Annotated in this window: 12 protein-coding genes; 7 read left to right on the top strand and 5 right to left on the bottom strand. The window is 44.6% G+C overall.

Features of this window, described 5'->3' with window-relative positions:
* The first annotated feature begins 98 nt into the window (after positions 1-98).
* Both ACFSKO_RS04470 and ACFSKO_RS04465 read left to right on the top strand, forming a co-directional pair.
* A complete protein-coding gene (locus ACFSKO_RS04470; protein WP_380248829.1) occupies positions 99-938 on the top strand; it encodes a glycosyltransferase family 2 protein in 840 nt (279 codons plus the stop codon).
* 112 nt (positions 939-1,050) lie between these two features.
* Positions 1,051-2,037, top strand: a complete 987-nt coding sequence (locus tag ACFSKO_RS04465) for a glycosyltransferase family 9 protein (RefSeq protein ID WP_380248827.1) — start codon at positions 1,051-1,053, stop codon at positions 2,035-2,037.
* Positions 2,038-2,123: 86 nt separating this feature from the next.
* On the opposite strand, the gene gshB is transcribed toward ACFSKO_RS04465, so the two are convergent.
* The 5 genes from gshB to rsmI form a co-directional block, all read right to left on the bottom strand.
* A complete protein-coding gene (gene gshB / locus ACFSKO_RS04460; RefSeq protein ID WP_380248825.1) occupies positions 2,124-3,068 on the bottom strand; it encodes a glutathione synthase in 945 nt (314 codons plus the stop codon).
* A gap of 20 nt (positions 3,069-3,088) precedes the next feature.
* Positions 3,089-4,006 (bottom strand): SirB1 family protein, encoded by a 918-nt coding sequence (locus ACFSKO_RS04455; protein ID WP_380248823.1) that lies wholly within the window; start codon positions 4,004-4,006, stop codon positions 3,089-3,091.
* Positions 4,007-4,078: 72 nt separating this feature from the next.
* Positions 4,079-4,744, bottom strand: a complete 666-nt coding sequence (locus tag ACFSKO_RS04450) for a BON domain-containing protein (protein ID WP_380248821.1) — start codon at positions 4,742-4,744, stop codon at positions 4,079-4,081.
* An 82-nt stretch (positions 4,745-4,826) separates the two neighbouring features.
* Positions 4,827-5,219: a YraN family protein gene (locus tag ACFSKO_RS04445; RefSeq protein ID WP_380248819.1), complete on the bottom strand. Its 393-nt coding sequence runs from the start codon at positions 5,217-5,219 to the stop codon at positions 4,827-4,829.
* A gap of 11 nt (positions 5,220-5,230) precedes the next feature.
* Positions 5,231-6,187 carry a 16S rRNA (cytidine(1402)-2'-O)-methyltransferase gene (rsmI, locus tag ACFSKO_RS04440; protein ID WP_380248817.1) on the bottom strand — a complete coding sequence of 319 codons (957 nt, stop codon included), beginning with the start codon at positions 6,185-6,187 and terminating at the stop codon, positions 5,231-5,233.
* On the opposite strand from rsmI, the gene ACFSKO_RS04435 reads away from it, so the two are divergent.
* From ACFSKO_RS04435 to ACFSKO_RS04415, 5 genes are all read left to right on the top strand, one after another.
* Positions 6,178-7,605 (top strand): penicillin-binding protein activator, encoded by a 1,428-nt coding sequence (locus ACFSKO_RS04435; RefSeq protein WP_380248815.1) that lies wholly within the window; start codon positions 6,178-6,180, stop codon positions 7,603-7,605. The genes rsmI and ACFSKO_RS04435 overlap by 10 nt on opposite strands.
* Positions 7,606-7,669: 64 nt before the next feature.
* The gene (locus ACFSKO_RS04430) at positions 7,670-8,089 is read left to right on the top strand and encodes an ArsR/SmtB family transcription factor (RefSeq protein WP_380248813.1); all 420 of its coding nucleotides are present in this window, start codon (positions 7,670-7,672) and stop codon (positions 8,087-8,089) included.
* A gap of 132 nt (positions 8,090-8,221) precedes the next feature.
* On the top strand, positions 8,222-8,785 hold the full coding sequence (locus tag ACFSKO_RS04425) for a LemA family protein (RefSeq protein ID WP_380248811.1): 564 nt from the start codon (positions 8,222-8,224) through the stop codon (positions 8,783-8,785).
* A complete protein-coding gene (locus ACFSKO_RS04420) occupies positions 8,782-10,743 on the top strand; it encodes a DUF2207 domain-containing protein (protein WP_380248809.1) in 1,962 nt (653 codons plus the stop codon). Before ACFSKO_RS04425 ends, ACFSKO_RS04420 begins: the two co-directional genes overlap by 4 nt.
* 144 nt (positions 10,744-10,887) lie before the next feature.
* The gene (locus tag ACFSKO_RS04415; RefSeq protein WP_380248807.1) at positions 10,888-13,278 is read left to right on the top strand and encodes a heavy metal translocating P-type ATPase; all 2,391 of its coding nucleotides are present in this window, start codon (positions 10,888-10,890) and stop codon (positions 13,276-13,278) included.
* Positions 13,279-13,285: the final 7 nt, after the last annotated feature.

The raw sequence follows: 13,285 nt of genomic DNA, 5'->3' as shown, positions 1-13,285 counted from the left end.
CGGCAGCATTTGATCGTATTTTTCAAACTTACCGATAGACAATTCATGTTACTCGGAAATACTGCCCGGAATGTTCCCGGGTTTGTCTAGGAATAGCAATGGATCCCAAGATTAAGATCAGCCTTGTCATCACTACTTATAACTGGCCGGAAGCATTGGATTTTGTTCTGCGCTCGGTAGAGCAACAAACAGATAAAAATTTCGAAGTGATTGTTGCTGATGATGGGTCTAAGCAAGAGACTACTGATCTTGTCAACGATCACATGAAAAAATCATCATTAAGTATTAAGCACTACTGGCACAAAGATGATGAGTTTCGCGTTGCGGCGGCAAGGAACGGTGCGGTTGATTTATCGACAGGTGAATACATTATTTTTATTGATGGTGATTGTTGTTTGATGCCTTCGTTTATCTCGTCACATAGAAATCTTGCGGAAAAAGGTTGGCTTGTTGCAGGACGACGAGTTTATCTAAAACGAGGATTTACGACAAAGATGTTAGAGAAGAGGTGGGATTTTTTTCGTTGGTCCCGTGCTGGTTTATTTATCATGGGGCTTACCGGACAGTGTAACAGACCTTTCCAGTTTTTACCCTTACGACAGTCGGATGAAAAACGCAAAAAACAAGCAGATAGTTGGGACAAAGTTCAAACCTGTAACCTTGGGGTTTGGAGGGATGACTTTTATAATGTCGATGGGTTCGATGAAAATTATGTGGGCCATGGCTTGGAAGATTCAGATTTTACTCTCCGCCTTATTCGCAGTGGTATAAAGAGAATTACGGCGAACCATAGTTCCCCTGTCCTTCATCTGTTCCACAGCCGATCTATACCCGAGCGTGCCGATAAAGCGTGTTTAAACCCGAAGCGTTTTCAGTCTCTTTTGGAGAGTGATCGTCATACTGCAGTACTTGGAATTTCAAGTCGAAAGAATTCCTAAAAAAGTAAGTTCTAAATCAACCTTTCTGAGTTCACGGTATTGTTTATTGTTGCTCTAGCGGGTTATTTTGTCAGTCATCATTCATATTGTAGTATAAGGTCGTAAAACGAGTATGTCCGAATTAGGTAAAACGCTTGTCGTCACAGGTGGTGGACTGGGAGATACGCTCTTTCATCTACCCTTTATTCGTTCATTACAACAGCGATCTGAGGGTAATTCTGTTGTTCTTGCCTGTAAAAAGGGTCGGGAAATCAGTGAGCTTTTTTCCGAAATGGATATGGTAAGTAAGGTCTTACCCATTGCCCGGGATCAAGATGTTTCGGGCAAGGCTGATTTGGGACGGTTACGCCGATTGACCAAAGAAGCAGGGATTGAATCAGCATTTATTTTTCATAAATCCACAGGTATTGCCTTCGCCATTATGTTGGCTGGTGTTAAAAAACGTTTTGGCTATTTTTTCAAAGGTTCCTGGAACAGATTTTTTTTGAACAAGGGAACATTGGCCCCGAAAATCGTTCCTCTCCCTGCCTTTATGCATCATGCTGCGATGGTCATGGATGATGTTGGAATTCCATATGATTATAGTGATGTTAGGTTTCGTCAGCCAGATCATGTTATCCAAACCGCATTTTCTAATCTTGGTTTGAGTGAGAAGACCCGGATGGTCGCTCTTGGGGTGAACGCGAGCGCGGCGTATAAGCAATGGGGGGCAGATGGTTATTCTGCAATTGCTGAGCGGCTTCTAAAAGAGTTTTCTGGGCAAATTTTGTTATTTGGCGCTGACGATGTAAAGCACGTATCTGAAGAGATCCTTAAACGGACCAAACAACCAGAACGTTTTATTGACCTAACGACTAAAAAAGTAGCTCTGCACCACAGCCATGCCCTGCTGCAAAGATGTGACTTTTATGTTGGGAATGATAGCTTTGGTTTGAATCTGGCCGCAATGTCCAGCTTACCAGCCGTGGGAATCTTTATTAAGAGCTATTACTTTGCTTATTCGGATTGGATAAAGCCCGTGATCTCTAGCAGTGATAATATTGCTGATATCACGGCGGATATGGTTTGGGATGAAGTTGGGAAGTTGATCGCAAAATAGTGGGTAATGAGAGATTATTGTTTGAGAATTAAAGGGCAGCACAGAAACCGTTGGTTTGGAAGGTTTTTAGAGCTGCCCTATTTGGCTTACTTACTGAGTTTACGTTCTATCGCGTCCCAAATGTCGGCTTCGAGCTGTACGTTATTGAAGCGGTTTATTTCCTGAATTCCGGTAGGTGAAGTCACGTTTATCTCTGTCATATAATCACCGATGACATCAATACCAACGAAGATCAGGCCACGTTCTTTGAGAGTTGGCCCTATTGCCGCGCAGATTTCATGGTCGCGTTCTGTCAAACCAATGGGGTCTGGACGACCGCCGACATGCATGTTTGACCGGGCTTCGCCTTCGGCTGGAACGCGGTTGATTGCTCCTGCTGGTTCGCCGTCGATTAGGATGATCCGTTTATCCCCTTTGCGAACATCTGGCAGGTAAAGCTGCGCGATGATGGGCTCACGGTAGTGTTGTTCAAAGAGCTCATAGACGGAATTTAGATTTTCATCATCTGGTTTGATATGAAAAACCCCTGCTCCGCCATTTCCATAAAGTGGCTTGACGATAATGTCTTTATATTCAGATCTGAATGCCTTTATTTCATTCAGATCAGTGGTAATGAGAGTTGGTGGCATAAGCTCAGGGAACTCTGCAATAAACAGCTTCTCAGGGCAGTTTCGCACCCAACTTGGGTCATTCACGACAAGGGTTTTAGGGTGAACGTGATCCAGTAAATGGGTTGCGGTAATGTAGGACATGTCGAACGGAGGATCCTGGCGCATCAGGATGACGTTAATATCAGCTAAATCAATTAATTGAGCATCGCCTAAACGGGCATGGTTACCCTGCTCTCTACGAAACTCTACGGGTCTCATCCGGGCATAGACTCTTGACCCTTTCATGGAAAGATCTCGAGCCAGATAGTGAAACAGTTTGTATCCCCGTTTTTGGGCTTCTAGCCCTAAAATAAAAGAGCTATCACCATTGATGTCAATGGTTGAGACGGGGTCCATCTGGATGGCAACGGAGAGAGTCATGGATTTATTCCGTAGTTAAATCAGTTCAATTGTGCTTTTAGTTGTCGCAGGAGATTAGCGGCCTCTGGATGGCCTCTTGGATCTTCTTCGATCATTAGATAGTGTTCAAGTGTGTCAATTGCAGCCAAAATATTATTTAAAAAAGCCTGCAACATCCCGGCTTCTCGCCAAATTGACGGTTCCCGTGGTGCGATGAGAAGCATCTGCTGTAAAATCAGGAGTGCTTTTTCAGGCTCTTGAGCCTCGATCAGTCGGATTTTTACATTGTTCTGCAATCGTAACAAAATCCCCCTGTTGGTTACACTCCGCGAGTAATCAGAAGTGAGCTCAGCGCTTTTGCCTAAGTAGGATTTGAGTGTTGAACGTAGCCAAGGGGTGTTTCTGACAGCACCACGTTCAAAGGGGTCGATAATTTGACGATCTTTGCCCATGACAAACCGTAACAAGAAATGACCTGGAAAATTTAAACCGTCAACATTCCAGCCTAGAGATCGGGCAATGTGCATGTACAGGATACCTAAAACGATGGGTAATCCTTTGCGTTGATCAATAACAGAGATGATGTTGGCATTTTTCAAATCATTATAGTTATCTTTATCCCCTTTGTATCCATGTAGATCATACAGAACGGTTTCAATGATTCCTAAACAGTCGTTTATTGTTGGGTTATTGTTCTCGGCTTGATTACTCGTTTTATTCTGAGTTTGATTATACTGGGTTTGATTATACTGGGCCTGAATCTGAGATTTGAGAGATTGGGCGTCTTTCACCAGACATTTTAGATGATCTCGGTAACGATCGAGAGAAGCGGTGTTTTGTTCACTTGCTGCTAGAAGTAAAGCACACTCTGCTACGTCGATGCTATCGTCCTCGGCTTGTCCAATGGCCTGCAAAAAGGTTCCGATTTCAGCCTGGTCTAATGATTTTCTATCAAGCATTTACTATACGATATTGTTTGGGGACAGGTATTCAGCAAGAATAAACCGTTCCCTCGATTAAAGAGGTGCTATTTATTGTGTACGAGATGGATTGTCTTTGAGGACAACGTAACTGACGACCCTTTTTACGTAATCAATATCTTTGGCATGTGCAATTACACGGTTGATTTCACTTTCGTCCTGCCCAATACCCAAGAGATAAACACTCTGATTGACCGTATCAATATTGTAATTGATGGACGAAATTCTCTTATCGAAAATGAGGGCAGTCTTTAATTGCGTGGATATCCATACATCCCGTGCATAGTCTGTAATACCACTATCATTATTAATTTCGATTTCGTTGATAACTTCGCGTACACCTGTGGCTTTCCAGGCTTGTTTTACGGCTGTTATACGGTGTTCGGGAAGCTCAACATTTCCGCTGAGTAAAACCTTGCCTTCACTGACTTGTAGATTAACTTTTCGGAAAAGGCTGATGTTTTCCTGAAAGAGTAAGTCATTAATTTCAATTTGAATTTGTGTGTCTGTGATCGCTTTGTTAAAGGAGCGTTCTTCGGATGCAGTCTTGGCCGCTGCTGCTCCTACGCCTATGGCAGCGCCTGTCGCACTACAGCCACTTAAGGCAATAAGCCCCAGTAAGGACAAAGATATTAGGCTGGTCGTTTTACTTGCTGTTTTGAAAGTGTTCAAACGCTCATTAGACCTATTGTTAATTAATGTCCCCTTGTTGGTCATTGTGACCTCACTCCTATTATTGACCTGATACAGTAGTAAACTTCTTTAGAATGGTTTGGCAAAACAACCCGTTGTTTTGTGTTCAGTTTGTCTGCCAAGCATTTTGAATATGGTATGGAATAACTGTGGCGCCAATAAGAACGGCATCAAATCTTTGATTAAGCGGTTGGTAGTGTGAATGTTGATTTAAAAAACATTCGGCAGCACGGATGATTCGAGCTTGTTGTTTGGATGTAATTGCAGCGGCGGCTTCTGCCTTTGTGGCCCGTTTCTTAACCTCTATGAAACACAGAGTATTGGCTTTTCTTGCAATTAAATCAATTTCACCAACTTTGGTTTTGTAATTTTGGGTCAGAATTTTATAGCCCTTTAATCGCAAATACCAAGCAGCAGCTAACTCAGCGTATTTCCCCTTTTTCTGGGCCTTAACTTTCTTATTATCTGTATTCCGGCCAGCTTGATTTCTGTTCGTCAAAGGAGGCCTCTCTAATCGGGTTTATTCTTGGATAGCTCGAGTGCGCGTTGGTAAACTTTCTTTTTAGGGAGACCCGTTGCGGTACTCACAAGAGCGGCAGCGTCTCTTAGAGTGTTGTTTTCCATCGCATATCTTATCTGAGTGTCCAGGTCATCTTCGGTTAGCTCTACGGATTCAGTTGCGGGCGGACCAACAACAACGACGATTTCACCTTTGGGGTTTCCAGCGGCTAGATAATGTTCGGCGAGTTCTTGAAGGGACCCTCTTCGTACTTCTTCATACATCTTGGTAAGTTCACGGGTAACGGCTGCTGGGCGATTCCCGAGAACCTGAGCCATATCAACAAGGCTTGCAGCCAACCGGTGTGTTGATTCGAAGAAAATCAAGGTTGAGGGTATGGAGACAAGTTCCTTTAAGGATTTACAGCGCGCGCCAGTTTTGTTTGGCAGGAATCCATTGAAGAAAAAGCGATCTGTTGGAAGACCGGAGAGAACCAATGCCGTTATGGGAGCCGAAGCACCGGGAATAGTTGTGAGTCCGATTCCTTCTTCTACAGCTGTACTGGCTAATTTGTAACCGGGATCAGATATCAAGGGAGTACCTGCATCTGAGACCAAGGCCACAACATTGCCTTTTTTTACCTTTTCAATAAGGATTGGTCTTACTTTGTCGGCATTGTGCTCGTGATAAGCTATGAGCGGGGCTGTGAAACCAAAGGCCTGAGCAAGTTTACGTGTAACCCGGGTATCTTCACAGGCGATGAGATCGGCAGCGGCAAGGATTTTTTTTGCACGATCCGTAATATCCCCTAGGTTGCCGATCGGGGTTGCAACAAGGTAAAGTGCGGCTTCTGGTTTTTCTCCGATGGGAACATCTACGCTGTTGGCTTGTTCTTCTGGAGATGCTTTATTAGCCCGTGTTGTTTTATCGGTTGGTCGATTTGAAGAGGATGAGTGTTTTGAGCTCAACGTTGGCAACTTTCTTGTCAGGATACTTAGTTGTTTGGGGTCGCAGGGTTGTTACCCTACCCGTAATCGTCGTGGTTACATTGCTTGTTTCTGCCTGTCAGACAACCATGAAAACAGGGCCTGATGCAACGGCTGAAAAAACCACGGTTGAAGAAACCGTTGCGGATAATGAATCCGTGGATGATTCTTTAGAACCAATAGAGCCAGAAGTTATTGAAGAGCCAAGCGCTTTTTCTGATATTCCAACTGAGACAGTGATTATTTCTGAGCAAAGAACAAAGGTTGGTTTTTTGCTCCCCTTAAGCGGACGCCACAAGGAAGTTGGTCAGGCGTTGTTAAATGCTGCTCAATTGGCTCTTTTTGATGTGTCGGGGGAGAAGTTTGATCTCGTTGTCAGGGATACTGCGGGTACACCTACGGGCGCTAAAACTGCGATGGAATCTTTACTTTCTGAGAAGGTCGAGCTTGTCATTGGTCCTCTTTTTGCGACGTCGGTGTCAGCCATAACTCCCCTGGCCCGATCTGCCGGAATTAATGTGCTTTCCTTCTCAAATGACCAAGCTGTTGCTGGTGATGGTATCTATGTTCTTGGGCTTACACCGGAAGAGCAAATTCGCAGGGTTGTTGAATATTCTGCAGCACAGGGTATTCGGAAAATTGCCATTTTTGCTCCTGATACTGGATATGGGCGACGGATTGTCAGCTCCTTACAAATTCAGTCATATGGGGCAAGCTTTGAAATATCACGACTGGGATTTTTTAATCCGAATGATCCGGACCTGACCGATGAGGTCAAAGCGATTGCGGCTTACGATCAACGTCATCAAGCCCTGCTCTCTCATAAGGCGAACCTAAAATCCAGAGGGGACGCAGCTTCTCGTAAAGCTTTAAGAAGACTCAAAGGCCGAGATACTTTTAGCCCTCCTGATTATCAGGCCATTGTTATTCCAACGAGTGGAAAAACGCTTCTGGCCGTTGCGCCGCTGCTAAATTATTTTGATGTGGATCCGGGACAAGTAAAATATCTGGGCACGGCACTTTGGAATAACCCAAAACTTGGGCGGGAACCGGCTTTGGTCGGTAGTTGGTATGCAGCGCCTTCTCCTGAGCATTGGGATAGCTTTAACGATCGTTACAAAGTCCTTTATGGCAAGGTCCCTCCTCGGATTGTGTCGCTTGCATATGATTCTGTTGCCCTAGCAGCCGTTATCGCCCGTCAGGCCGAAAGCCAATCCGTGGCTGTAAATTATTCACAATCAGTTCTCACAAATACGCAGGGCTTTTCTGGGTTGGATGGTGTGTTCCGTCTTCATGCCGATGGTCGAAGTGAGCGTGGATTGGCGATTTTAACACTGGAAAGAGATCTCATAAACGTTGTCGATCCTGCACCAACAACATTTGCACCTCTGGTGAACTAGGCGCAAGAACTTACGGGTTTGTTATCTTTGCAGTGTTGAAAGATTTATTTTTTAGGATCTCGGTGTGAAAGAGACTAGTCATAAAGGCTGTAAACTTGGTCAACCGCCGATCTCGGCGAGTTTACCTGCAGCGGAAACGGGGCTGTCTAATATGGTTAAGCCAAAAGCTGATTGCTGTTTTGGTCTTCCAAATCTTGGGGATACAGGGCTGGTCAACCTCAGTGTGATCTTCAGGACGCTGGGAGATGAAGGGCGGTTGAGGTTGTGTTTGTGTTGCTTTGAGAGACCTTGTTCAGTAAACGAATTATCAGAAACAACAGGACAGTCCCAGTCTCTAACCAGTCACAACTTACGCCAGTTGCGGGACGCGCGGGTTTTGATCTCGCGTAAAGACGGGCGTCGTGTGCTCTATGAGCTTGCTGACGATCATATCCGCCACGTCATCGCGGACATGGCACATCATGTTCTGGAAGAACACTGTTAAGTGTCTGTTTAACTTTGTGAATTTAGCTATAGGGACTCTACGTACATATTATCTTATCCTCTATGAATTAAATGGCAGAGCTTTACACCCTGTGTATAGTGACATCAGATTTATTTCTATCAGGGAATGAAGATGATCTCACTGTTTACCTACCCGATGATTCTATTCGGTTTGTTCTGCCTTTGGGCAATTGTAATTTACAACCGTCTTGTACGGTTTCGCCAACAGGTGTCTGAGGGGTGGAGTGGGATAGACGTACAGCTCAAAAAACGCAGCAATCTGATCCCAAATTTGGTTGAGACGGTTAAAGGCTATACCAGGCACGAGAAAAATACTCTGACCGAAGTCATCGAATCTCGGGGCCAGTGCATAAAAGTCAAAAATGGCGGGGCATTGGAACGTGGAGAGGCAGAAGGAAAACTCACCAATTCTTTGGTGAATCTCTTTGCTGTTGCTGAAAATTATCCCGATTTAAAGGCCAATGATAGTTTTCTCAATCTTCAACATTCTTTAACCGAGATTGAAAACGATATCGAGATGACCCGCAGGTATTACAACGGGGCCGTACGTATCATGAATATCGGCGTAGAGACTTTCCCGAATGTTTTTATTGCCAAACAGTTTAGTTTTTATCGCGCAGACTATTTTCAAATTGAAGATCCAAAAGACAGACTGGCCCCTGGAGTAAAGTTATGAATTTTTTATCTGTACGATTGATTACATTTTGGTCTTTGATTCTGATTGTGTTCGGTGTTTCAAGCATTGCGATAGCAAATGATGAACGCATTACCCGCTATAAATCTGATATTGTTGTGAACAAGGATGGCAGCCTTCTCGTTACAGAAACCATTACCGTTCAGGCTCAGGGGCAAAAAATAAAACGAGGCATCTACCGGGATTTTCCCACAAAATACATCGTCGCAGGTAATAACTACAGCGTTGGTTTTGAGTTAATTTCTGTTAAGCGCGATGGTGTACCTGATTCTTATCATACAGAGAATCTACGTAATGGTGTTCGCATTTATGTTGGTCGAAAAGAGTATTTTTTACCGAAAGGAAGTTACCAGTACGAACTGCGCTATAAAACAACCCGTCAACTCAGCTTTCTTGAAAATGTAGATGAACTTTATTGGAACGTAACTGGAAATGGCTGGGATTTTCCTATTGATGAGATCGTAGCAAGGGTTCACTTACCAGAAGGGGCTGATATTATTCAGTCAACAGGTTCTACCGGATATGATGGGAGGAGTGGGAAATCTTATCAGAGTTCTGTGGGGCAAAATGTATTAACCGTTGAAACTACGCGAGTTTTGAAAAGCTATGAGGGACTGTCTGTTGTTGTTTCTTGGCCGAAAGGATTCGTTCGGGAGCCTACATCCTACGAAGAAACAGAAATGCTTGTCAGAGATAACTTTGGTGTTGTTGTTGGTTTTGCAGCATTGGTCTTTATGACATCCTACTATTTAATTACGTGGTATTTTTATGGACTGGACCCTAAAAAAGGAATCATCATTCCACAATTTACGGCACCTAAAGGGATGTCACCGGCTGCTGTTGGATATGTCTTAAATCATGGATTTCGTAATGGTTTTGACGTGAGAACGGCTTTTAGTGCTGCCCTTACAAGCTTGGCCACTAAAGGTTTTATAACAATTGATCAGGAGAACAGTGACTATCGACTACAAAGGCAGGATTTAGGGAGTGCGTCAAAATTACCTAAAGGCGAGAAAAAAATCCTAGAAATTCTTGTTTCTCAAGTTGGCGAAGAATTTGTGTTGGAAAGTAAGTACAATACTACTTTTTCATCAGCCTTCACAAACTTTCAGGAAGAAGTGAGGTCCGAATATAAGGCAGGATATTTTAACCTTAATATGGGGAAATGGCTTTTTGGATTCCTGATTGGTGTAATCGGGGCATTTACATCCCTGTTTTACTCTGCTGGTGAGGCCATGATACCTGGTATTTTTATCATGGTTTTTGTCGGTGTCTTCTCTGGTGTGTACTTGCCTGGAATTAGCCTTTTGCTTGCTTGGCTTTTAACATCAATAGGATTTCCCAAGCTTTTAGCCGAGAAAATCCCGCTTTTGATCTTCTTATTGATTCCGATGTTGGCTCTTACATTGATTGAGGAGATAACGGGGGAGATCCTAGCGATAGAACTATACAGTATTATAACTTTGATTTTTACAATAGTTCTTTTGTTTAGGCACCTTCTTGAAGCGCCGACAATGAAAGGGCGTAAGGTTATGGATGCAATTGAAGGGTATAAGCACTATCTGTGCGTTGCAGAGAAGGACAGGCTTGAGGTTGTCGGCAAGGAGCCTGAATTTAATGAAACTCTCTATGAACGGCATTTGCCCTACGCGATTGCATTGGGTGTAGAAGGTCAATGGTCTAAGCGATTGAACGGCTATTTTGCCTCTATGAATAAGGAGTCTGCAGAATATCAACCGGGTTGGTACAACGGAGATATTTATTCGCACGACTCCAGCTATGGTAGTTCCAATTTTGTTTCTGGCCTGACCAACGGCATTTCTCATACGATTTCTGCCGCATCGACGCCGCCGAGTTCTTCTTCTAGCGGCAGCGGATTTTCTGGAGGGGGAGGATCTTCGGGCGGCGGCGGCGGTGGTGGTGGCGGGGGAGGCTGGTAAGCCTTCTTTATAAATTTTGGCTCCAGAAGGTTTGACCTAAAGAGCTTTGGTCTGGGATTCAGCGGCGCTGAATCGACATGGGGTTGACTAGCTTGACATATGAAAATACATTCATATGAATAACTGTTCATGTATGGGTATCTTATGTCTTATCGTCTCTCACTCTCCGATTATATGCCGGAAGCGGAAAACTGTACCGATTGCCGCAAGCGAATTTTTGATCGCCTGAATGTGTTGCCTGAAATCTCGAATCTCGAAGTGACCCGGAAGGTCATCGCGTGGGTTGGGGGTGAAGAAAGTACATCGACAATTGAAACGGTTCTAAGGGAAGTAAGAGACAGCCATCATCATCGAGCCTGGATTGTCGGTGGTATGGATTGCCCAAGCTGTGCCAAGACTATTGAAAAGGCAGTTGAGCGAGCATCGGGGGTTCACACCGCACGCATTTCTTTTGCTCGGGAAAGACTGACGACGGATTTTGATCCAGAGCAAGTTTCAGCCCAGGATCTTGAAGGCATTGTAAAAGGTCTGGGTTATAGTCTGTCGGATGAAAATATTGATAAGGCACTACCGGTAACTCGGGAAAAATCAAGTTGCTGTTCTTCTAATGTTGGCGACCATGATCACAGTGCTCCCAAATCACAAGAACTGACCCAACCCCACTCGATTTGGCTTGATCAGGTGCAAAAGGCCTTGAATCAAAGCTGGAGCAAAGTTGCGCTTGCGGGTGGGTTTTTAATAGTCGCGGTGGTTTTGAGCCAAATTTGGCCTGAAAATTCTCGAATTTTTTATAGTATCTCTGCGCTTATTGGCATGGTGCCGATTTTCTTGAATACCCTAAGATCTATTCGTTTTGGTCAGTATTTTGGTATTCAAACCCTTATGACGGTGGCGGCGATCGGTGCTTTGTTACTCGGTGAGGCACTTGAAGCATCTATGGTACTCTTTCTGTTTTTAATTGGTGAGGCGCTGGAACAACGTGCGGCAAACAAAGCCCGCGAAGGGGTAACCCTTCTTTTGGCTCTCCAGCCTAAAATCGCCCGTTTGGTAAATGGAACGGATAGCCATGAAGTGCCTGCAGAAAGCCTTGAGGTTGGGGATGTCATTGAGGTACGTCCCGGCGAAAGGCTTCCTGCGGATGGCGTGGTTTTGGATCAAATATCAGTTTTGGACGAATCAGCGCTGACGGGAGAATCGATACCGTGTAACCGAGAAGAAGGAGAAGCGGCACTAGCAGGTGCGTTGGTATTGGAAAAACTTACCAGATTTCAGGTTTCGTCAGAAGCTGGGGATAATACACTTGATCGTATTATTCGCCTGATTGAAGAATCAGAGGAGCACAAGGCGCCTGTTGCAAGGTTTATTGATCGATTCTCTTCCTGGTACACACCAACAATGATGATTGTAGCGCTATTGGTCGCAGTTATACCACCCGTGTTTTTTGCTGAAATTTGGTCGGTATGGATCTATAAGGCTTTGACGTTGCTTATTATTTCGTGCCCTTGTGCATTGGTGATATCAGTCCCAGCAGCTGTCACTTCGTCCCTTGCTGCTTCAGCCCGTAATGGGCTCCTTATTAAAGGTGGAGCAGCACTGGAAATATTGTCTCGTGCAAAGTCGATGGCTTTTGATAAGACGGGAACGTTGACTGAGGGAAAACCGGAGGTCACGGATATTCTTTCGTTGGTTGATGAGTTGGAAATGATCACGCTTGCCGCAGCGGTTGAGAGGGGATCAGGTCACCCGCTTGCAACTGCTATTGTGGCCTATGCCGAGCAAAAGGGTATTTCCTTACCTGCGGTAAAAGATGCACAATCTATCACAGGAAAAGCAGCGCGTGGTGAGGTCAATGGCTTGGACGTTATTGTTGGGTCAACAGATTACCTTGCAGAAAAAATTAATGACAACAAATCGTTATCAGATCAGGTCGCTGTTCTTTTGAAACAGGGTAAAACAGTCGTTGCGGTAAGTGTCGATGGCACTTTAAATGGTTTAATCGCCCTGCGGGATGAACCCCGTAAAACGGCACAGGATGTTTTGATTGAATTAAAAAAGATGAACATCCAAACGATTATGCTAACGGGTGACAATCCTAAAACGGGAAACGCGCTTGGGCAACAACTTGGCCTTTCAGTTAAAGCGGGATTAATGCCCCAGGATAAGCTGGCTGAGATTGAAAAGCTACGCCAGAACGGTATCGTAGTTATGGTCGGCGATGGCATCAACGATGCCCCCGCTTTAAAGGTGGCTGATGTTGGTATTGCGATGGGTGGAGGCACTGACGTTGCTTTGGAAGCTGCAGACATAGCTTTGATGCAAAATCGCTTGGAGGATTTACCGCGATTGATACGCCGAGGTCGTGATACCATGGCTAATATCCACCAGAATGTTGCTCTTGCTTTAGGGCTGAAGGGAATATTCTTGGTTACGACGCTTCTCGGTTTCACGGGGCTATGGATGGCTGTGGTGGCGGATACGGGGGCAACAGTCCTCGTTACTTTAAATGCTCTCCGATTATTGAGAGATCGCCCTTAAACCTATT

The organism is Kiloniella antarctica, from assembly GCF_042682825.1.
GTDB classification, from domain to species: Bacteria; Pseudomonadota; Alphaproteobacteria; order Kiloniellales; family Kiloniellaceae; genus Kiloniella; species Kiloniella antarctica.
This window is presented reverse-complemented; position numbering and strand designations above follow the sequence as displayed.

Coding starts and splice junctions, on each gene's coding strand:
- ACFSKO_RS04470 (WP_380248829.1), top strand. CDS start 99: ATGGATCCCAAGATTAAGATCAGCCTTGTCATCACTACTTATAACTGG.
- ACFSKO_RS04465 (WP_380248827.1), top strand. CDS start 1,051: ATGTCCGAATTAGGTAAAACGCTTGTCGTCACAGGTGGTGGACTGGGA.
- gshB (WP_380248825.1), bottom strand. CDS start 3,068: ATGACTCTCTCCGTTGCCATCCAGATGGACCCCGTCTCAACCATTGAC.
- ACFSKO_RS04455 (WP_380248823.1), bottom strand. CDS start 4,006: ATGCTTGATAGAAAATCATTAGACCAGGCTGAAATCGGAACCTTTTTG.
- ACFSKO_RS04450 (WP_380248821.1), bottom strand. CDS start 4,744: ATGACCAACAAGGGGACATTAATTAACAATAGGTCTAATGAGCGTTTG.
- ACFSKO_RS04425 (WP_380248811.1), top strand. CDS start 8,222: ATGATCTCACTGTTTACCTACCCGATGATTCTATTCGGTTTGTTCTGC.
- ACFSKO_RS04420 (WP_380248809.1), top strand. CDS start 8,782: ATGAATTTTTTATCTGTACGATTGATTACATTTTGGTCTTTGATTCTG.
- ACFSKO_RS04415 (WP_380248807.1), top strand. CDS start 10,888: ATGTCTTATCGTCTCTCACTCTCCGATTATATGCCGGAAGCGGAAAAC.